This window comes from Steroidobacter agaridevorans, from assembly GCF_009932555.1.
GTDB classification, from domain to species: domain Bacteria; phylum Pseudomonadota; class Gammaproteobacteria; order Steroidobacterales; family Steroidobacteraceae; genus Steroidobacter; species Steroidobacter agaridevorans.
On record NZ_BLJO01000003.1, the window covers coordinates 777,275 to 797,348 of the forward strand.

General features: G+C 63.4%; 23 protein-coding genes. 22 read left to right on the plus strand and 1 reads right to left on the minus strand.

Annotated features, from left to right (window positions below; genetic code table 11):
- Window positions 1-14 precede the first annotated feature (14 nt).
- A protein-coding gene (gene prfB / locus GYH35_RS14250; protein ID WP_129647167.1) for a peptide chain release factor 2 occupies window positions 15-1,110 on the plus strand; the annotation gives its coding sequence in 2 pieces (ribosomal slippage) (window positions 15-77 and window positions 79-1,110; 1,095 coding nt in all).
- A gap of 3 nt (window positions 1,111-1,113) precedes the next feature.
- Entirely contained in the window at window positions 1,114-2,637 is a 1,524-nt protein-coding gene (gene lysS, locus GYH35_RS14255; RefSeq protein WP_161812424.1) for a lysine--tRNA ligase, read from the plus strand.
- 799 nt (window positions 2,638-3,436) lie between these two features.
- Here lysS and ygfZ read toward each other — a convergent pair.
- Entirely contained in the window at window positions 3,437-4,294 is an 858-nt protein-coding gene (ygfZ, locus tag GYH35_RS14260) for a CAF17-like 4Fe-4S cluster assembly/insertion protein YgfZ (protein ID WP_161828794.1), read from the minus strand.
- 144 nt (window positions 4,295-4,438) lie between these two features.
- Here ygfZ and GYH35_RS35455 point away from each other — a divergent pair, with 144 nt between their 5' ends.
- From GYH35_RS35455 to rlmD, 20 genes are all read left to right on the plus strand, one after another.
- Complete coding sequence (locus GYH35_RS35455) at window positions 4,439-4,630, plus strand: DUF1674 domain-containing protein (RefSeq protein ID WP_202624316.1); 192 nt, start codon at window positions 4,439-4,441, stop codon at window positions 4,628-4,630.
- 30 nt (window positions 4,631-4,660) lie between these two features.
- Window positions 4,661-5,056: a succinate dehydrogenase, cytochrome b556 subunit gene (gene sdhC, locus GYH35_RS14270; RefSeq protein ID WP_161812426.1), complete on the plus strand. Its 396-nt coding sequence runs from the start codon at window positions 4,661-4,663 to the stop codon at window positions 5,054-5,056.
- Complete coding sequence (gene sdhD, locus GYH35_RS14275; protein WP_161812427.1) at window positions 5,053-5,439, plus strand: succinate dehydrogenase, hydrophobic membrane anchor protein; 387 nt, start codon at window positions 5,053-5,055, stop codon at window positions 5,437-5,439. Before sdhC ends, sdhD begins: the two co-directional genes overlap by 4 nt.
- Window positions 5,436-7,220, plus strand: a complete 1,785-nt coding sequence (sdhA, locus tag GYH35_RS14280; RefSeq protein ID WP_161812428.1) for a succinate dehydrogenase flavoprotein subunit — start codon at window positions 5,436-5,438, stop codon at window positions 7,218-7,220. Before sdhD ends, sdhA begins: the two co-directional genes overlap by 4 nt.
- A 2-nt stretch (window positions 7,221-7,222) precedes the next feature.
- Window positions 7,223-8,005, plus strand: a complete 783-nt coding sequence (locus GYH35_RS14285; RefSeq protein ID WP_161812429.1) for a succinate dehydrogenase iron-sulfur subunit — start codon at window positions 7,223-7,225, stop codon at window positions 8,003-8,005.
- Window positions 8,006-8,069: 64 nt separating this feature from the next.
- Window positions 8,070-8,273 carry an FAD assembly factor SdhE gene (locus GYH35_RS35460; protein WP_161812430.1) on the plus strand — a complete coding sequence of 68 codons (204 nt, stop codon included), beginning with the start codon at window positions 8,070-8,072 and terminating at the stop codon, window positions 8,271-8,273.
- Complete coding sequence (locus GYH35_RS14295; RefSeq protein WP_161812431.1) at window positions 8,233-8,712, plus strand: hypothetical protein; 480 nt, start codon at window positions 8,233-8,235, stop codon at window positions 8,710-8,712. The genes GYH35_RS35460 and GYH35_RS14295 overlap by 41 nt, the downstream gene beginning before the upstream one ends.
- 145 nt (window positions 8,713-8,857) lie before the next feature.
- A complete protein-coding gene (rpoE, locus tag GYH35_RS14300) occupies window positions 8,858-9,448 on the plus strand; it encodes an RNA polymerase sigma factor RpoE (RefSeq protein WP_407676215.1) in 591 nt (196 codons plus the stop codon).
- 84 nt (window positions 9,449-9,532) lie between these two features.
- The gene (locus GYH35_RS14305) at window positions 9,533-10,234 is read left to right on the plus strand and encodes a sigma-E factor negative regulatory protein (protein WP_161812432.1); all 702 of its coding nucleotides are present in this window, start codon (window positions 9,533-9,535) and stop codon (window positions 10,232-10,234) included.
- A gap of 26 nt (window positions 10,235-10,260) precedes the next feature.
- Window positions 10,261-11,274 carry a MucB/RseB C-terminal domain-containing protein gene (locus tag GYH35_RS14310; protein WP_161828795.1) on the plus strand — a complete coding sequence of 338 codons (1,014 nt, stop codon included), beginning with the start codon at window positions 10,261-10,263 and terminating at the stop codon, window positions 11,272-11,274.
- Complete coding sequence (locus GYH35_RS14315) at window positions 11,274-11,510, plus strand: glutaredoxin family protein (RefSeq protein ID WP_161812434.1); 237 nt, start codon at window positions 11,274-11,276, stop codon at window positions 11,508-11,510. The genes GYH35_RS14310 and GYH35_RS14315 overlap by 1 nt, the downstream gene beginning before the upstream one ends.
- A gap of 97 nt (window positions 11,511-11,607) precedes the next feature.
- Window positions 11,608-13,410, plus strand: a complete 1,803-nt coding sequence (gene lepA, locus GYH35_RS14320) for a translation elongation factor 4 (protein ID WP_161812435.1) — start codon at window positions 11,608-11,610, stop codon at window positions 13,408-13,410.
- Window positions 13,411-13,421: 11 nt separating this feature from the next.
- Window positions 13,422-14,219: a signal peptidase I gene (gene lepB / locus GYH35_RS14325; protein WP_161812436.1), complete on the plus strand. Its 798-nt coding sequence runs from the start codon at window positions 13,422-13,424 to the stop codon at window positions 14,217-14,219.
- Between the two features lie 94 nt (window positions 14,220-14,313).
- A complete protein-coding gene (locus tag GYH35_RS14330) occupies window positions 14,314-14,649 on the plus strand; it encodes a DUF4845 domain-containing protein (protein WP_161828796.1) in 336 nt (111 codons plus the stop codon).
- Window positions 14,646-15,344, plus strand: coding sequence for a ribonuclease III (rnc, locus tag GYH35_RS14335; RefSeq protein ID WP_161812438.1), 699 nt, complete (start codon window positions 14,646-14,648; stop codon window positions 15,342-15,344). Before GYH35_RS14330 ends, rnc begins: the two co-directional genes overlap by 4 nt.
- Window positions 15,345-15,366: 22 nt before the next feature.
- A complete protein-coding gene (era, locus tag GYH35_RS14340; RefSeq protein ID WP_161828797.1) occupies window positions 15,367-16,329 on the plus strand; it encodes a GTPase Era in 963 nt (320 codons plus the stop codon).
- A gap of 6 nt (window positions 16,330-16,335) precedes the next feature.
- Window positions 16,336-17,067: a DNA repair protein RecO gene (gene recO, locus GYH35_RS14345; protein ID WP_161828798.1), complete on the plus strand. Its 732-nt coding sequence runs from the start codon at window positions 16,336-16,338 to the stop codon at window positions 17,065-17,067.
- Window positions 17,068-17,079: 12 nt separating this feature from the next.
- The gene (gene pdxJ, locus GYH35_RS14350) at window positions 17,080-17,808 is read left to right on the plus strand and encodes a pyridoxine 5'-phosphate synthase (RefSeq protein ID WP_161828799.1); all 729 of its coding nucleotides are present in this window, start codon (window positions 17,080-17,082) and stop codon (window positions 17,806-17,808) included.
- 70 nt (window positions 17,809-17,878) lie between these two features.
- Window positions 17,879-18,682, plus strand: coding sequence for a 3'-5' exonuclease (locus GYH35_RS14355; RefSeq protein WP_161812442.1), 804 nt, complete (start codon window positions 17,879-17,881; stop codon window positions 18,680-18,682).
- Window positions 18,679-20,067 carry a 23S rRNA (uracil(1939)-C(5))-methyltransferase RlmD gene (gene rlmD, locus GYH35_RS14360; RefSeq protein ID WP_235936779.1) on the plus strand — a complete coding sequence of 463 codons (1,389 nt, stop codon included), beginning with the start codon at window positions 18,679-18,681 and terminating at the stop codon, window positions 20,065-20,067. The genes GYH35_RS14355 and rlmD overlap by 4 nt, the downstream gene beginning before the upstream one ends.
- Window positions 20,068-20,074 lie beyond the last annotated feature (7 nt).

The window sequence follows — 20,074 nt, forward strand, 5'->3', positions numbered from 1 at the left end:
GCCAAGCTCAAGACATGGAAACCAATCCCATCCGCCGTTCCATCGAAGACCTCACCGAGCGCGGCGGGGCGCTCAGGAGGTTTCTTTGACTACGACACCAAGAGCGAACGCCTCGCGGAAGTAAGCCGCGAGCTGGAAGATCCTGCCATCTGGAATACGCCCGACCGAGCCCAGGAACTGGGTAAGGAGCGCGCGCGCCTGGAGCAAATCGTCGGCACCCTGGATAAGGTCACCAATGGCGTGAAGGATGCCGAGGAGCTGCTGGAACTGGCCATCGCCGAGAACGAGCCGTCGGCGATCGCCGATGTCGAGCGTGACCTCGCCGCCATCGATGCGCAGCTGAAGAAGCTGGAATTCCAGCGCATGTTCCCGGGCGAGATGGATCCGCACAGCTGCTTCCTGGACATCCAGGCCGGCGCCGGCGGCACCGAGGCGCAGGACTGGGCCAGCATGCTCATGCGCATGTATCTGCGCTGGGGCGACCAGCGCGGTTTCAAGACCGAGGTCGAAGAGGTGAGCGACGGCGAAGTCGCCGGCATCAAGAGCTGCACCATCAACTTCACCGGCGAGTATGCCTACGGCTGGCTGCGCACCGAGACCGGCGTGCATCGCCTGGTCCGCAAGTCGCCGTTCGATTCGAACGCGCGCCGGCACACGTCGTTTGCGTCGGTGTTCGTCTCGCCCGAAGTCGATGACAACATCAAGATCGACATCAACCCCGCGGACCTGAAGACCGATGTGTATCGCTCCAGCGGCGCCGGCGGTCAGCACGTCAACAAGACCGAATCGGCCGTGCGCATCACGCACATGCCCACCGGCATCGTCGTGGCCTGCCAGGCCGAGCGCAGCCAGCACAAGAATCGCGACAAGGCGATGAAGATGCTGAAGGCCAAGCTGTACGAGCTGGAAGTGAACAAGCGCAACGCCGCCGCCAAGGTGCTCGAGGACGCCAAGTCCGACGTGAGCTGGGGCAACCAGATCCGTTCGTACGTGCTGGATCAGTCGCGCATCAAAGATCTGCGCACCAACGTGGAAATCGGCGCCACCGACAAGGTGCTCGATGGCGATCTGGATCCGTTCCTGGAAGCGAGCCTGAAGCAGGGGCTGTAAAACATGTCTGAAAACACCAAGGCCCCGAATGCACCGGCTGCCGAAGCAGTCGATGAGAACAAGCTCATTGCCGAGCGGCGCGCCAAGCTCGACAAGCTGCGCGGCGCGGGCGCCAACGGCTTTCCGAACGATTTCCGCCGTGACGCGCTGGCGGATCAGCTGCTGACGGCGTACGGCGATCGCGAGCCCGCCTGGTTCGATCAGAACACGGTGCGTGTGAAGGTCGGCGGCCGCATGATGATCAAGCGGGTCATGGGCAAGGCGAGCTTTGCGAAGATCGCGGATCGCAGCGGCGAGATTCAGCTGTTCATTCAGAGCGCCGCGGTCGGCGCGGTCTACGACGAGTTCAAGACATGGGATGTCGGCGATGTGCTCGGCGCGGAGGGCACGCTGTTCATCACCAAGACGGGCGAGCTGTCGGTGAAGGTCGAGAAGCTGCGCCTGCTGGTGAAGTCGCTGCGGCCGCTGCCGGACAAGTGGCACGGCCTGTCGGATCAGGAAACGCGCTATCGCCAGCGTTACGTCGATCTCATCGTCAGCCCGGACAGCCGGCAGACGTTCCGCACGCGCACGCGGCTCGTGAAGTATTTGCGTGACTTCCTCGACGCGATGGACTTCCTCGAAGTCGAGACGCCGATGATGCAGGCGATCGCCGGCGGCGCGGTCGCCAAGCCGTTCGTCACGCATCACAACCAGCTCGGCATCGATTTGTTTCTGCGTATCGCACCGGAGCTTTATCTGAAGCGCCTGGTGGTCGGCGGCTTCGAGCGGGTTTACGAGATCAACCGCAACTTCCGTAACGAGGGCGTGTCGACCCGGCACAACCCCGAGTTCACGATGCTGGAGTTGTATCAGGCGTACGCGGACTACACCGATCTGATGAACCTGGTCGAGCGGATGTGCCAGGGTCTGTGCGACACCATCCTCGGCAAGCGGCAGATCGAATATCAGGGCGAGGTGTTCGACTTCGGTCAGCCGTTCCGTCGCGTGACGGTCGAGGACCTGGTCGTGCACTTCAATCCCGGCATCGAGCGCGCCAAGCTGCGTGATCTCGAGTACCTGCGTGGCCACTGCGATAAGTTGGGAATTCCTTACGGGCAGGGCGATGGGCCGGGCAAGCTGCAGATCGAGATCTTCGAGAAGACGGCCGAACATCGGCTGCTCGCGCCGACCTTTGTTTATGGTTATCCGACCGAAGTGTCGCCGTTGTCACGGCGCAATGACTCGGATCCGTTCATCACGGATCGCTTCGAGTTCTTCATCGGCGGGCGTGAGATCGCCAATGGCTTCTCCGAGCTGAACGATCCAGAGGACCAGGCGCAGCGCTTCAGAGATCAGCTTGCGCGCAAGACGGCGGGCGATGAAGAGGCCATGCAGTACGACGCCGACTACATCCGGGCGCTGGAGTACGGCTTGCCGCCGACCGCAGGCTTGGGCATCGGCATCGATCGGTTGGTGATGTTGTTTACCAACTCCCCGTCGATTCGCGATGTGCTGTTGTTCCCATACATGCGGCCGGAGACCTGACGGGTTTCGCTGACGCGTTGGCGCTAACGCGCGCGGTGCTAACGCATTGCGCGCAGCCTTCGGCAGAGCTGGGGCGTAGGTGGAGGGTCTCGGGAAACTCGCGAGCGTCTTCACTGTCGGCGGGCTTTGCCTCGATGGCTGCCGCACGATTTGCTCAGTGGCCGCGTCACCGTCCGTGTCGCTCGCTGCGCGCTAACGCGCTGCGAGCTGCAACGCGCATCGTCATCGGTACTGCCAACGTGCAACGGCTTGCTCGAATGGCCGTGGTGGCCGAGTCACCGTGGTTGCGAACTTCCCGAGACCCTCCACCTTTCCCCAGCTCGAAGATGCGCGGCTCGATGCTTCCTGTCGCGGGCCACGCCGGTTCCTTTCGAGCATGGGGCGCTTCGCGCCTCAAGCACGCTTTCGCGGCGCCTGCGCTTCGCTGGGCGCGGGGGAGGGCAGAGTCAGCGAAAGGCTCTAAGAGCTGCTCCGCCGGCGCAATCGAGGCTGCGCCTGCTCGTGCGCGCCGGCAGGCGAAAGACTTCCGAGAGTTCTGCCGCCGGCGTGATCAAGACTGTGCTTGCTCGTGCGCGCCAGCAGGCGAACAGCTTCCAAGAACTCTGCCGCCAGCGTGATTAAGACTGTGCTTGCTCATGCGTGCCAGCAGGCGAACAGCTTCCGAGAACTCTGCCGCCGGCGTAATCAAGACTGTGCTTGCTCATGCGTGCCGGCAGGCGAAACACCTCTGAGAGTTCTCCCGCCGCCGTAACCCGGGGCTGCGAGCGTGTCACACCCATCCTCTTCGTTGCCAAACCTCTTATTCCGACGGCGAATACGGCATCGGCAGCTGCTTAAGCAATCCATCCTGTCCATCGACGTGTAGCTCGCTGTTGAGCTGCGCGAGACTGATGACCGCCAGGATGTTGCATCCATCCTGGGTGCTCGCGGCATCAACCACATCGCCAGCATGTTGCTCCCCAGCCAACACGCGCGTCCCAGGAACGGGCGCCGCGCCGGCGCTGTGAAAAAGAAACATGCGGCGTTTGACGGTGCCGCGGAAATGGGCGCGGGCGATGATTTCCTGGCCGGTGTAGCAACCTTTCTCGAAGGCGATACCGCCGAGCAGGTCGATGTTCAGCATTTGCGCGACAAACGCTTCGTGAGTTTCCGGATAAACCTGAGGCAGGCCGGCGCGCACTTGTGACAAATGGAACTGATGTTCCCTCGCCGCATCGACAGCGGCAGAGAACGCGCCAAGCACCAGCACATCTTCCATGCCGGGCAATGTGAAATAGCTCACACCGCCGATCTCCTGGTGCGAGCCGGCTTCAGCCAAAGTCACATCCGCGGGCAGGGCAGAGCGGGGCACGACACCAAGCTGCAGATGTTTGGCCGGCTCGATCTTCGCTTTCGCCCGAAGCACATATTTGCGTAGGCGCAGCACGGTGCTATCGAGCAGGGCCGCGGGTAGCACTAATGCAATGCCCTCGGTCCGTGCCAACATCCAAAACACCGCTTGCACTCGGCCTTGCGGGGAATTGCAGCAGGTGAGCTGCGCTCGATTCGAGCCGAGCGTGTCCAGATCGGCCGTCAGCTGACCTTGCAAATAGGCGCGCGCGTCGGCGCCGCTCACCATAATGGTGGCGAGCCTGGTCAGGGGGGCGAAAATACTCACGGCTGGGACGGAAATAGGGGCAGACATTCGTGAAATCCGAAATCAAGCCTCGCCACAAACGAAAAGCGCGCCGTTCCGGGCAGGGGGGCCTTCTGGCACACTACCGGCCGTTCGAACGGTCCACCGCCATCATCGTCCGGTTCAATGGCAGATACAAATTCGCGGCCAGATTCACACGCTGGGGCCGAGGGGCCGCACGCGGACGTTTCGACCGAGCCACGCACCGCAGGTTCCACTAGCGAGCACGTCGCGCCGAAAGAAATCGGCGGCCGGGACGGGCCGGAGCCGACGCGCTTCGGCGATTGGGAAAAGGCCGGCCGTTGCATCGATTTTTGATCCGCTTTCCGACTTGAGGCCCTACCTCACATGAGCAATCCCAAGTACGAGCGGCCGCTATCGCCGTTCATGATGTATCGATGGCAGTACACCAATACGCTGTCGTTCCTGCACCGGCTCACCGGCTGTGCGCTCAGCGTGGGTACGCTGTTGTTTGTTTACTGGCTGGTCGCTGCCGCCAGCGGCGCGGAGGCGTATGCAAACGCGCAGGCCGTGTTCGCGCATCCGCTGATCAAGCTTCTGCTGGTCGGATTCTCGTTTGCGTTCTTCTATCACTTGTTGAACGGCGTGCGTCACCTGGTGTGGGACACGGGGCGGGGCTTCGACAAGAAGACGGCGCGCACCAGCGGCTGGATCGCGTTCCTGGGCGCGGTCGTGTTGACCGCGTTGTTGTGGTTCTTGCTCGTGCGCCGGGGTGAAGTATGAGTCTGCGCAGTCCGGTAGGACGGGTTCTGGGACTGGGCTCGGCGGGCGACGGCGTCGGTCACTGGTGGACGCTGCGGGTCACCTCGGTGGCGCTGGTGCTGCTCGGCCTGTGGTTCGTGTTTTCATTGGTTCGCATGCCTGACACGAGCTATGCGAGCGTCACTGCCTGGATCGCGGCGCCCATCAACGCCGTGCTGCTGTCGCTGTTGATCGGCACCATGCTGTATCACTCGCTGCTGGGCGTGCAGGAAGTGGTCGAGGACTACGTCGCCGGGCACGGCGCGAAGATCGTCACCAAGATCGTCCTGCAGTTCGTTCATTTCCTTCTCGGCGCGCTCGGCATCTTCTCCGTGCTGCGCATTGCTTTCGGGAGCGCCGCATGAGCGCCTATCAATTCATCGACCATAGTTACGACGTCGTGGTCGTCGGCGCCGGCGGCGCCGGCCTGCGCGCCACTTTCGGTCTGGCGCATTCCGGCCTGTCCGTTGCGTGTTTGACGAAGGTGTTCCCAACGCGCAGCCACACCGTGGCCGCGCAGGGCGGCATCAGCGCCGCGCTCGGCAACATGGGCGAAGACGACTGGCGCTGGCACATGTACGACACCGTCAAAGGGTCGGACTGGCTGGGCGATCAGGACGCCATCGAGTTCATGTGCAAAGAAGCGCCCGGCGCGGTGATCGAGCTGGAGCACTACGGCGTGCCATTCTCGCGCACCGATGACGGTCGCATTTATCAGCGTCCGTTCGGGGGCATGACGACGCACTACGGCAAGGGCACCGCGCAGCGTACTTGCGCAGCGGCGGACCGCACCGGCCACGCGATGCTGCATACGTTGTATCAGCAGGCGCTGCGTCACGAAGCTCAGTTCTTCATCGAATATTTCGCCGTCGACCTGATCATGGAGAACGGCGAGTGCCGCGGCGTCGTCGCCATCAACATGGCGGACGGCACGCTGCATCGTTTCCTCGGTCATCAGACGATTCTCGCGACGGGCGGCTACGGTCGTGCGTACTTCTCCTGTACGTCTGCTCACACTTGCACGGGCGACGGTGGCGGCATGGTGCTGCGCGCCGGTCTGCCGATGCAGGACATGGAGTTCGTGCAGTTCCATCCGACCGGCATCTACGGCGCCGGCTGTCTGATCACCGAAGGCGTGCGCGGCGAGGGTGGCATTCTGCGCAACTCGCAGGGCGAACGTTTCATGGAGCGCTATGCGCCGAACGCGAAGGACCTCGCGTCCCGCGACGTGGTCAGCCGCTCCATGACCATGGAGATTCGCGAAGGCCGCGGCGTCGGCCCGCACAAAGATCACATCTATCTGCACCTCGAGCACCTCGGCGCCGAAGTGATTCACGAGCGTCTGCCGGGCATCGCCGAGACCGCGAAGATCTTCGCGGGCGTCGATGTGACCAAGCAGCCGATTCCGGTGCTGCCGACGGTTCACTACAACATGGGCGGCATCCCGGCGAACTATCACGGCGAAGTGGTGACGTTGAAGAACGGCAATCCCGATTCCGTGGTGCCGGGTTTGATGGCGGTGGGCGAGGCGGCGTGCGTGTCCGTGCACGGCGCGAACCGTCTAGGCTCGAACTCGCTGCTCGACCTGGTGGTGTTCGGCCGCGAAGCTGCGCGTCACGCTGCCGAGATCGTCAAGCCGAATACCAGACATCGGCCGCTGCCGAAGGATGCGGGCGATCTCGCGCTCAGCCGCATCGACAAGTTCCGCAATGCCAAGGGCTCGCTGAAGACCGCGGACATCCGACTGAACATGCAGCGCACGATGCAGAACCACGCGGCCGTGTTCCGCACTTCCGAATCGCTCATCGAGGGAGTGCAGAAGATGCAGGAAGTGTTCAAGTCGTTCGACGAGGTCAACGTCAGCGATCGCGGCATGGTGTGGAACACCGACCTGATCGAAACGCTCGAGCTCGACAACCTGCGCAGCCAGGCGGTCGCAACCATCGTGTCCGCCGAGAACCGCAAGGAAAGCCGTGGCGCGCACGCCCACGAGGACTACCCGGAGCGCGACGATGTGAACTGGATGAAACACACCCTCTCGTGGGTGGATCCGCAGGGCAAGGTGTCGCTCGACTACCGGCCCGTGCACTTGAACACACTGACCAACGACGTTGAGGTCGTTCCGCCCAAGGCGAGGGTGTACTGATCATGGCGCAATTCCGTCTTCCCAAGAACTCGGTCATCGGCGTCGGCAAGAACTACCCCGCGCCGGCAGGCGCCAAGGATGTGCGGACGTTCCGGATCTATCGCTTCGATCCGGAGTCGGGCCAGAACCCGCGCTATGACACGTATGAAGTGGACATGGCCAGCTGCGGTCCGATGGTGCTCGACGCGCTGATCAAGATCAAAAACGAGATCGATCCGACGCTGACGTTCCGTCGCTCGTGCCGTGAAGGCATTTGCGGCTCGTGCGCGATGAACATCGACGGCGTGAACACGCTGGCCTGCACGCGCGCCACCGAGGATGTGAAAGGGACGGTGAAGATCTTCCCGTTGCCGCACATGCCGGTGATCAAGGATCTCGTGCCGGATCTCACGAATTTCTACGCGCAGTACGCTTCGGTGAAGCCGTGGTTGCAGACGCGCACGCCGGCGCCGCCGGATCGCGAGCGCCTGCAGTCCAAGGAAGATCAGGAGAAGATCGACCGTCCGGCGGCGTGCATTCTGTGCGCCTGTTGCTCGACCTCGTGCCCGAGCTACTGGTGGAATGGCGATCGTTACCTGGGTCCGGCGGCGTTGCTGGCGGCCTATCGCTGGATCGTGGACACCCGCGACGAGGCGACCGGCGAGCGTCTGGATGCGCTGGAAGATCCGTTCAAGCTGTATCGCTGCCACACCATCATGAACTGCACCGAGGCCTGTCCGAAGGACCTGAATCCGGCCAAGGCGATTGCCGAGATCAAGAAGAAGATCGCCGAGCGCAAGCACTGATGGCATATCGTCTATGAATGGGCCGCCAACCGTGGGACAGCTCCGCTGGCGTTGCCGGCGGGGCATGCGCGAGTTGGACGTGCTGCTCGAACGCTATCTAAAGGAACGGTATCCTTCCGCCCCGGCTGCCGAACAACAGGCCTTCGTAGCATTGCTCGAGGCGCCAGACCCGCAGCTGTTCGCCTACGTAGTGCAACGAGAGGTCCCGGACGATCCGGATTGGGCGCATGTCATTGCCAGACTCCGCAATCCCAACGCTGACGCTTGACGTACGGAGCCGCCGCTCCGAACGGCGGCTGGGCGCGCTCGCGCTGCTGGGAGTCGCGGCCGCCGCCATGCTCCTGCCCATTCCGCCGCTGGCCGCCGCACTGTTTTTTGTCATCGCCGCCAGCCTCGTCGGGTTCGGCCTGTGGTGGCAAGGATGGCTCGGCGGGACCGACCGGTTGACGGCGGTCAGCTGGTTGTCCGACGGCAGCTGGCGGCTCGCCAGCGCCACCCGGCAAAATATTCCGGCCACGCTGTCCGCCAGCTCGCGCATCGGCAGCCGCTGGTTGTGGCTCCGCTGGCACATTCCGGGCGCGCACCCCCGGCATCGCTCGATGCTGATCCTGAAGGGCGACGTACTACCTGCAGAATTACGGCGTCTGAACGCCCGGTTGCGACTGGAATCAGTCTCTTTATGCGCTTTGGCCGGTGCGGGACGATGATTTTTGAAGCCCGTCACGCAATCGCTCAGCAAGTGTTCAGGAACGCTTATGTCGCAGCGAACTTTCGCGCGGCTCGTCAGTCTATGAGGGCAGTCGTGGCGTTGCCGATGAGCGCGCTTCCGCCCACCGGGCAGGGAGCGGGCGCTTGACGACCAACGCGATCAACGCGGATGACACCGACCAGGAACTGGTCCGGCGCGTACAGGCGGGCGACCAGACGGCGTTCAACCTGCTGGTGCTGAAATACCAGCATCGCGTGTTGAAGCTGGTGGGCCGCTTCGTCAACGATGCCGCCGAGGCCGAGGATGTCGCCCAGGAAGCCTTCCTCAAGGCGTACCGGGCACTGGCATCTTTTCGCGGTGACAGCGCGTTCTATACATGGCTGTATCGGATTGCGATCAACACCGCGAAAAACGCGTTGGTGTCGCAGCGACGCCGGCCGGTGGACTTCGATCTGGATCTGCAGGATCCGGATCAGTACGACCGGCAGGCGAAACTGAAGGAAGCGGACACTCCCGAAGGGGTGCTGCTGACGGACGAGATTCGCGCCGTGGTCGAAGAGGCCATGGAGCAACTGCCCGAAGACCTGCGCACCGCCATCGTGCTGCGCGAGTTGGAAGGGCTGTCGTACGAGGAGATTGCCGAAGCAATGGATTGTCCGGTGGGCACGGTGCGGTCGCGGATTTTCCGGGCGCGCGAGGCCATCGATAAAAAGCTCAAGCCCCTACTCGATTAAAATGATCGAGTGAGCAGGGGTGAGCCGTCCGACGGGCGTGGAGTTGTGGCAAATTTGATGGGCGAAGACCATCGTGGTGACAGCATGACGGATGCTCTGAACGAACAGCTTTCTGCCTGCCTGGACGGCGAATTGCCGCCGGCGGAGCTCGACCTGCTGTTGAAGCGGGTGGGGCGGGAGGCTGAGCTGCGTGCCGCGATCGGCCGCTACTCGCTGATCGGCGAGGCGATGCGGGCCGAACGTCCAGCGGTCGCGTCGCGCGATTTCGCCAGCAAGGTCATGGCCGCAGTGGCCGCTGAACCGGCCCAGGCCGAGACGGCGGCGCCGATGGCTCGTCCGAAGGTCGCTCAGAAGCCGGCCGCCGCCGAGCGCGCCTCGGGAATGTCGCCGGCAGTCATTCGCTATCTGCGTCCCGCAGCCGGCATGGCCATTGCCGCCGGTGTCGCGGCGGTCGCCGTGCTGACGATGCAGCCGACCGGTCAGTCCGATCTGGGTGTGGTGAGCACTCCGCTGGTCGCGGCGAATCAACCTGCCGCGAACGAGCCAGTGGTTGCATCGGATGCCGAGTCGAGCTACGTGGTGCCGACCTCGACGACCCAGTCTCCCTTCATTCCGGCGACGCGCCTGACCAATTACGTGGTCGCGCACAGTGAATATTCATCGCCGCTCGGCCGTCGCTCGGTGTTGAGCGGCGTGCTGGCCGATGACCAGGAAGCGCAAGCCCTCGAGTCCGGCGAAGGCGAGATCAAGATTTCCATCGGCGACGACGGCTCCGCGGAACGTTGATGGCATCACAGCGCGCCACTGTCTCTATGCTGATTAGATGGCCTGTTACGCTGATCGCCGCCTTGCTGACGGTGGCTTCCACGGCGAATGCCGGGGATCGCGAAGCCCGCCAGTGGCTCGAGCGCATGTCGGAGGCGCTCGCCACCCGCAATTACGAAGGCCGTTTTTTCCACATGCGCGACTCCCGTCGGGAGGCGATGCGCATCTATCACCGGGTCGACAAGGGCAAGGTGACCGAGCGGCTGGTGTCGCTCGACGGCAGCGGCCGCGAAATCATCCGCAATCAGAGCGAAGTGGTTTGCTATCTGCCGGACCGTCGCACGGTGCTGGTGGAGAAGCGCACCGACGACAACACGCTGCTCGCCGCCGTGCCGGCGTACAACGAAGAGCTCGAAGCTCACTACAACATCGAGCGCGGCCCATTCACCAAGGCGCTGGGCCGCCGCACGCAGGTGATCAATGTCACCCCGCGCGACCAGTTCCGCTATGGCTATCGCCTGTGGCTGGATGACGAGACCGCGATGCCGCTGAAGTCGCAGCTGTGCGATCGCGACGGCAATGTCATCGAGCAGATCCTGTTCGCGGAGCTGAACTTCCGCGACCGTATTCCCGCCGACAGTCTCAAGCCATCGATTTCCGGCGAAGGTTTTCGCTGGATCCGGCAGGACGTGCAGCCACAGCTGGCTGCGGGTCAGGTCGGAGGGTGGGGCGTGATTCGCCTGCCCGCGGGCTTCCGGCTGACGGCGTGGCGCATTCAATTGATCGCCGGCTCCAACGTTCCGGTGCAGCACCTGGTGTATTCGGATGGCCTGGCGTCGGTGTCGGTGTTCATCGAGCCGTCCGACCCGCAGGCGCAGCCCATGCGGGGCCTGGCCAAGGTCGGGGCCGCCTTTGCATTCTCGCGGGCACTGGACGGTCACCAGGTCACGGCTGTAGGCGAAGTGTCGCCAGTCACCCTGGAAGCGATTGCCTCCAGCGTCACCAAGGATGAGGCCAAGACCGCCCCCACCCCCGCAACCGCCGTCCCGCCCCAGCAATAATGACCGCTTGGACGGTGCTCAGCCGCGCCGAGTGCAGCCTGTGCGAGCAATTGCTGACAGAGCTGGCCGAAGAATTGAGCCCCGCCGAGGCCGCCCGGGTCAGCGTGGTCGATGTCGACGGCGACCCGGCGCTGGCCCGTAAATACGGTCACCGGGTGCCCGTCCTGCTCGCCGACGGCGACTTCGTCTGCGACTACCGCCTGGACCGGGAGCGGGTCCGGCAGATCGTCCGCTAGCCGGCAGTTCGCTAACGGCCAACCGCCGGCCGCCAACCCCCGCTATAATCCGCGGCCGCCGGCCAGTCCCCCGGCCCGCAATTACAAGCCCTTGCAGATGAAGCTGATCCGCAACTTCTCGATCATTGCCCATATCGATCACGGCAAGTCCACGCTCGCCGACCGCTTCATTCAGTTGACCGGCGGTCTGGAACAGCGCGAGATGGAGGCGCAGGTGCTCGACTCCATGGATCTGGAGCGGGAGCGCGGCATCACCATCAAGGCGCAAAGCGTGTCGCTGCGCTACAAGGCGCGCGACGGCCAGACGTATCAGCTCAACATGATCGATACGCCGGGCCACGTGGACTTCTCCTACGAAGTGTCCCGCTCGCTGGCTGCGTGCGAAGGCGCGCTGCTGGTCGTGGACGCGGCGCAGGGCGTCGAAGCGCAGAGCGTCGCGAACTGCTACACGGCCATCGAGCAGGGCCTCGAAGTGGTGCCGGTGCTGAACAAGATCGATCTGCCGTCGGCCGAGCCGGATCGGGTGATCAAGGAGATCGAAGAAATCATCGGCATCGAGGCCGAGGACGCGATCCGAGTCAGCGCCAAGACCGGTGAGAACGTGCCCGAGCTGCTCGAGCAGTTGATCGCGCGCGTCCCGCCGCCGAAGGGCGATCCGGACGGACCGCTGCAAGCGTTGATCATCGACTCGTGGTTCGACAATTACGTCGGCGTCGTGTCGCTGGTGCGTGTGATGAATGGCTCGCTGCGCATGGGCCAGAAGATCCGCATGTGGTCGACCGGCCGCGCGCACCAGGTCGACAAGCTCGGCCGCTTCACGCCGAAGTCCAAGCCGAGCGAGACGCTCGAAGCGGGCGAAGTGGGCTTCGTCATCGCCGGCATCAAAGAGATCAACGGCGCGCCGGTGGGTGACACCATCACGCTCGACAGCCGGCCGGCCAGCGAGCCGCTGCCTGGCTTCAAACAGGTGCAGCCGCGCGTGTTCGCCGGCTTGTTTCCGGTGCAGTCGGACGATTACGAAAACTTCAGAGACGCGCTCGCCAAGCTCAAGCTTAATGACTCGGCGCTGCACTACGAACCGGAAGTCTCGACGGCGCTCGGCTTCGGCTTCCGCATCGGCTTCCTGGGCCTGCTGCACATGGACATCGTGCAGGAGCGATTGGAGCGCGAGTACAACCTGGACCTCATCACAAGCGCGCCGACGGTGGTGTACGAGATCCTGAAAACCGATGGCACCATCGTCAACGTCGACAATCCTTCGAAGCTGCCGCCGAGCAACGACATCGAAGATCTGCGTGAGCCCATCATCACAGCAAACATTCTGCTGCCGCCGGAGTACGTCGGCGCGGTGATCACGTTGTGCACGGAAAAGCGCGGCCGCCAGACCAAGATGCTGTACGTGGGCAACCAGGTCTCGCTGCAATACGAAATGCCGATGGCTGAAGTGGTGCTCGACTTCTTCGATCGACTGAAGTCGGTGAGCCGCGGCTATGCTTCGTTCGATTACGAATTCAACCGCTTCGAGACCGCGCCGCTGGTGAAGCTGGACGTGCTGATCAATAGCGATCGCGTCGATGCGCTGTCGTTGATCGTGCACAAGGACAACGCGTACCACCGCGGCAGGGAACTGGTGGATAAGATGCAGGAGCTGATTCCCCGGCAGCAGTTCGAGATCGCGATTCAAGCGGCGATCGGCAGTCACGTGGTCGCCCGCGCGACCGTGAAGGCGCTGCGCAAGAATGTCTTGGCCAAATGCTACGGCGGCGACATCTCGCGCAAGCGCAAGCTGCTGGAGAAGCAGAAAGAAGGCAAGAAGCGCATGAAGCAGGTGGGCTCGGTCGAAATCCCGCAGGAGGCGTTCCTGGCGGTTCTGCAGGTAGGCAAGGCCAAGAAAGAATAAGTGGACAAAGCATGATCTTCGACTTCTCGTTCATCCTGGTCGCGGCAACGTTGCTGACCGGCCTGATCTGGGGCATCGACTCGCTGGCCTTCAAGCCCAAGCGTGTGGCTGCGGCCAGCGCCAAAGGCGTGGCGCCGGACAACATTCGCGAGCCGCTGATGGTCGAATACGCGCGCTCGTTCTTTCCCGTCATCCTGATCGTGCTGCTGATCCGCTCGTTCCTGTTCGAGCCGTTCCGCATTCCCTCCGACTCGATGATGCCGACGCTGCTGGACGGCGACTTCATCTTCGTCAACAAGTTTTCCTACGGTCTGCGCCTGCCGGTGGTCAACACCAAGGTCGTCTCGATCGGCGATCCGCAGCGGGGCGATGTCATCGTGTTCCGCCTGCCGCGGGATCCGGCGACCAACTACATCAAGCGGCTGGTCGGCCTGCCGGGCGACCACATCGTGGTGCGCGGCGAGAACCTGTATATCAACGGCGAGCGCGTGCCGACGGAATTGAACGGGCCTTATAACGAACACGGCACCCGCGCGATGCGGGCGACCGAGCATCTCGGCAACGTCGACCACAGCGTGCTGTACATGCGTGACCGGTACGACGGCGAGGGCCGGGATTACGATGAGATCGTGCCGGCCGGCCATTACTTCTTCATGGGCGACAACCGGGACAACAGCAAGGACAGCCGGTTCTTCGATGTCGGCTTCGTGCCGGAGCGCAACCTGGTCGGCAAAGCGGTCCGGATCTGGCTCAACTGGGACCTGCCGAACGCGCCAATTTGGGACCGGATCGGCGCTCCAATCCACTGATTGGAGTATCTTGCGCGCCATGCTGGCCTATATCCGGCCTGTTTAACGGAGTTCGTGCATGCGGTCTCGTCAGCGTGGCGCCACAGCCCTGGGCATGATCACCATCCTCGCCATCGTGGGCTTGGGCTTATACGGCGTGATCCGGGTGGTGCCGCTGTACCTCGAGTACATGGCGGTCGTCCGGGCGATGGAACAGACCGCCCAAGAAGGCGCCGCCTCGCCGAAGGACATCCGGACCGCACTCGGGCGGCGCTGGTCAATCGAGGACATCAAAAGCGTCGACTACAAGGACATTGAGGTCAAGCGGAGCGGCAACGGCTACAGCATGCGCGCCTGGTATCGTGCCGAAGCGCCTTTCATCTCGAATATTTCGCTGGTCGTCGACTTCGACAAGACTGTCAGCACCGGCGGAGCGATGGCTGAGACTTGAAGACTGCTTCCCAATGGCTGCGTGACAAGCTTGGATACGAGTGCCGCGACCCGGCCTTGCTCGAGTCGGCGCTCACCCATCGCAGCGCCGGTGGCTCGCACAACGAGCGCCTGGAGTTCCTCGGCGACGCGGTCCTCAACTGCGTCGTCGCCAAGCTGGTGTTCCATGAGTTCGCGACCGCCGACGAAGGCGACCTGTCCCGCTTCCGCGCCAGCCTGGTGAGCGGAGAGGCGCTGGCTGTGATCGCCGCGGAAATCGATCTGGGCAGCCAGCTGCGGCTGGGATCCGGCGAGCTGAAGTCCGGCGGTTTCCGACGCAAATCGATTCTGGCCGACGCCCTCGAGGCGCTGTTTGGCGCGGTCTATCTCGACGGCGGCTTCGAGGCCGCGGCTGGGGTGATCGAGCGCCTGTTCGTGCCGCGGCTGGACCGGCTGCCGAGCGCGGCCGAGCTCAAAGATCCCAAGACGCGTCTGCAGGAGGCGCTGCAGGCACGCGGATTGCCCTTGCCTTCATACGCAGTCGAATCCATCTCCGGCGAGGCGCACAATCAAGTTTTCCAGGTGCGCTGCTCGGTCAGCTCGCTGGGCCTGAAAGTATCGGCGAGCGGCGCCAGCCGGCGCCGTGCCGAGCAGGCCGCCGCGCAACTGTTGTTGGCAGCCTTTCACGAGAGCCAGGGAATTTCCCCTCGGCCCTGATCACCTTTGATGAGTAAGCGCGATGCATGAGGATCCCCCTGAGTTCGATGATGTGGACGACGGCGCCGAGCAGGCCGAGGCGGGCGATCCCGTCCCGTCGAACTATCGCTGCGGTTTCGCCGCGATCGTCGGCCGGCCCAACGTGGGCAAGTCGACGCTGCTGAATGCCTTGCTCCACCGCAAGGTCAGCATCGTCAGTCCCAAGCCGCAGACCACGCGTCATCGCATCCTCGGCATCCTGACGCGACCGGAAGAGCAGATCATTTTCGTCGACACGCCGGGCATTCATTCCTCGGCGCGTCGCGCGATGAACCGACATATGAATCGCGCCGCGCTGTCATCGCTGGCGGACGCGGACATCAACCTGTTCGTCGTCGAGTCGTTGAGCTGGAGCGAAGAGGATCAGCGCGTGCTCGATGCGCTGAAACAGCAGAAGCGCCCGATCATTCTCGTGCTCAGCAAAGTCGACAAGGTGCAGCCGCGCGAGCGCATGTTGCCGTTCATCCAGGAAATGAATCGTCGCGCCGAGTTCGTCGAAGTGGTGCCGCTGTCGGCGCTGAAAAAAAGCAATCTCGAGCAGCTGCCGTCGATCATCGCGAAGCACCTGCCGCTGTCGCCGCCGCATTTCCCGCCCGATCAGGTGACCGATCGCAGCCCGGAATTCCAGGCCGCCGAGATCGTGCGCGAGAAACTCACCTTGCGTCTGCGCCAGGAACTGCCGTACGGACTGACCGTGGCCCTCGAGCAATTCAAGGAAGAAGACGGCCGGCTGCTGGTCAATGCCGTGATCTGGGTCGAGCGCACCGGCCAGAAGGCCATCGTCATCGGCCAGGGCGGCGAGCAATTGAAGGAAGTGGGCCGCTCGGCGCGCATCGAAATGTCCAATCTGTTCGGCCGGCCCGTGCACCTGGAGCTGTGGGTGAAGGTCAAGGAGAACTGGTCGGACAACGAGATGGCGCTGAAGCAGTTGGGATATGAGATGTGAGGCAGCGTGAGCGACGCTCGCCGCATTCAACTGCAGCCCGCCTACGTGCTGCATCACCGGCCGTATCGGGATACGAGCCGGATTCTCGAGCTGTTTACTAGAGATCACGGGCGAGTCTCCGTATTTGCCCGCGGCGCGCGCGGCGGCGCCAAGGCCAGCGCGTCGCTACTGCCCATCCTGCAACCGTTCAACCGTTTGCTCGTTTCATGGAGCGGGCGAGGCGAGGCGGGGCAGCTCACCGGTGCGGAGTTCGACGGCGCGATGACGCCGTTGCCGGCCGACCGACTGGTGCACGGCTTTTACTTGAACGAGCTGCTGCTGAAGCTGTTCGCTCGGCATGACAGCCATCCCGATGTGTTCGCGCTCTATTCGCAGACGATGGATCGGTTGAAGCTCGAGGATGCGATCCGTCCGCTGCGCCTGTTCGAGAAGCGCCTGCTCGAAGCGATCGGCTATGGTCTCGCCTTGGAACGGGATGCACAGGATGGCTCGCAGCTCGATCCGGACGCTTCCTATCATTACCGGATGGAACAAGGTCCGGTGCGCGTCGAAGGCGCTGCCGAGAGCGCCCTGGTTTATTCCGGCGCAACGCTGCTGTCGCTCGGACGCGAGGAGCTGTCGGATCCGGCAGTTTGTACCGATGCCCGCCGTTTGCTGCGCGCCGCTTTGGACCGCTGCCTGGATGGCCGAGAGCTGCGCACCCGGCACGTGATGCTGGCGTTGAGAAAGGGAAAATGACAGCATTCTCGAATGCTTCACCTCGGTGTCAATGTCGATCACGTAGCCACGCTCCGTCAGGCGCGCCGCACTACCTATCCTGATCCGCTGTTTGCGGCGTTGATCGCCGAGCAGGCGGGCGCGGACAGCATCACCATTCATCTGCGCGAAGACCGTCGGCATATCCAGGACCGCGATGTCCGCATGTGCAAGGGCGCGCTGCAGACGCGGCTGAACCTGGAGATGGCTGCGACCGATGAAATGGTGCGAATCGCCTTGGAAGTGCGGCCCCCCGACGTGTGCCTGGTGCCGGAGAAGCGCACCGAAGTCACGACCGAGGGCGGTCTCGATGTGCTCGGTCAGCAGGACTCGTTGAAAAGGATCTGTGGCCGGCTGAAAGAGGCGGGCATCCGTGTCTCGCTGTTCATCGATCCCGAGCCCGCGCAGCTGGAAGCCGCAGTGCGTGTCGGCGCACCTGTCGTCGAGTTGCACACCGGCGCCTATGCCGAAGCGCTCGGCGAGCATCGCGCCAAAGAGCTCAATCGCATCGAGGTTGCTGCCCGTTACGCCGCCAAGCTCGGGCTCACAGTGCATGCCGGGCACGGCCTGCACTATCACAACGTGCAGCCCATCGCCGCGATTCCCGAGATCGTCGAATTGAACATCGGGCACGCCATCGTCGCGCATGCCGTGATCCACGGCCTGGCGACGGCGGTCTCGGAGATGAAGCGCCTGATGCTGCAGGCCCGCGCCGGACGATGATTTCCGGCCTCTGCGCCGAGGCGCACCGGCGGCATCCCTGAAGATTTCTTTGCGCACCCGAGGTGCGAGCATGGCTGTTTTCGTTTTCGATATAGAAACCATTCCCGACGTCGAGCTGGGCCGGCGCATCTACGATCTGGGCGACCTGAGCGACAAGCAGGTCGGCTACGTCATGCAAGCCAAGCGGCGCGAGGAATCGGGCACCGAATTTCTTTCTTATGAGCAGCAGCGCGTGGTCGCGATCTCGGTCGCACTGCGCACGCGCGACACCTTCAAGGTCTGGTCGCTCGGCGATCCGAACGCTTCGGAAGCGGAGATCATCCAGCGCTTCTACGACGGCATCGACAAGTTCACGCCGGACCTGGTGTCCTGGAACGGCGGCGGCTTCGATCTGCCGGTGCTGCATTATCGCGCGCTTCGCCATGGCATCGTCGCGCCGCGCTATTGGGAGTCGGGCGAAGAGGATCAATCGTTCCGCTTCAACAACTATCTGAACCGCTATCACTCGCGGCATCTGGACCTGATGGATGTGTTGTCGAGCTTCCAGGGACGGGCGCGCGTGAGCCTGCAAGCGGCCGCGATGCTGTTGGGACTGCCGGGCAAGCTGGGCATGAGCGGCGACAAAGTCTGGGATGCGTATCTCGACGGCCAGCTCGATGTGATCCGCAACTATTGTGAAACCGACGTGCTGAATACTTTCCTGGTCTATTTGCGTTTCGAGCTGATGCGCGGTCGCTTGATGCGCGATGAATATCACGCCGAGGTGGCTCGCGTGCGCGATGTGCTCGCGGCCCAGGGCAAGCCGCATTTCCAGGAATTCCTCGCCGCCTGGGGGCCGCCGCCGGATGTGATTTCGCAAGGGCCGTGCACGTGAACGCGAAAGCCAGAAAGCGCGCGTCCGCTCAGCCAGAGGCCCATAGGCAGAGCAACGAAGGGCGCTCGGCCGGGGTCATCCCGCGGGAAACCGCGCGGATTACCGACTTATCGCACGAAGGCCGCGGCGTCGCGCACGTCGAGGGCAAGACCGTATTCATCGACGATGCATTGCCTGGCGAGCTGGTGGAATGGCAGCGGATCAAGCGCGGCCGCAATTTCGACGAAGGCCGGCTGCTCAGAGTGATCGAGCCGTCGCCGGATCGCATCGAGCCTCGTTGCATTCATTTCGGCATGTGCGGCGGCTGCGTGCTGCAGCACCTCTCGGGCGAGCAGCAGCTGCAGTTCAAACAGAAGCAGCTGATGGATTCGTTGACGCGCATCGGCAGAGTCACGCCGCAGGAAACGTTGCCGCCGCTGCAAGCTGGCAGTTGGAATTATCGTCGTCGCGCGCGTCTCGCGGCGCGCTGGGTGCCGAAGAAGAATCGCACCGTCGTGGGCTTTCGCGAGCGAAGCACGCCATACATCACGGACCTGCAACGATGCGAAGTGCTGCAAGCGCCGCTCGATCAGCTGCTCGTGCCGTTGTCCGAGCTGGTGACTGCTTTGAGCATTCGCAATCGCGTTCCGCAGATCGAAGTCGCGGTCGCCGACAATGCGGTTGCGCTCGTCGTGCGCGTGCTCGAACCGTTGACGGAGGCCGACCGGGAGCTGTTACGTCGCTTCGGTCGCGAACATTCGGTGCAGATGTTCCTGCAGCCTGGCGGCTACGAGACCATCGCGCCGATGGAGGATGTCGAGCCGCTGGAATACCGGCTGCCGTCCTTCGGCCTCACTCTGCAATTCCTGCCCACCGACTTCGTTCAGGTGAACGGTCCGTTGAACCTGCAGATGATCGATCGGGCCGTCGAGCTGCTGGCGCTGAAGCCGGACGATCGCGTGCTCGATCTGTTCTGCGGCCTGGGCAATTTCTCACTGCCTCTGGCGCGGCGCGCCGGACAAGTCGTGGGCGTGGAGGGCGAGGCCGGTCTGGTCGCGCGGGCCCGAGACAACGCCTCGCGAAATGGCCTGGGAAATGCGCAGTTTTTCACGGCGAATCTCGCGGACGAGAGCATCGGCTCAGCGCAGTCGCCGGCGCTCTGGGCGGGCAAGTTCGACAAGGTCCTGCTCGATCCGCCGCGCGCCGGCGCTAAAGAAGTGCTGCCGGTGGTCGCTAAGTCTGGTGCCGACACCGTGTTGTATATTTCCTGTCATCCGGGCAGCCTCGCGCGCGACGCGGGTATTCTGGTGCATGAGCATGGTTATAAGCTGCAGGCCGCGGGCGTGATGGACATGTTCCCGCATACGGCCCACGTGGAATCGGCCGCATTATTCGTGAAGCCATAGACGTAAC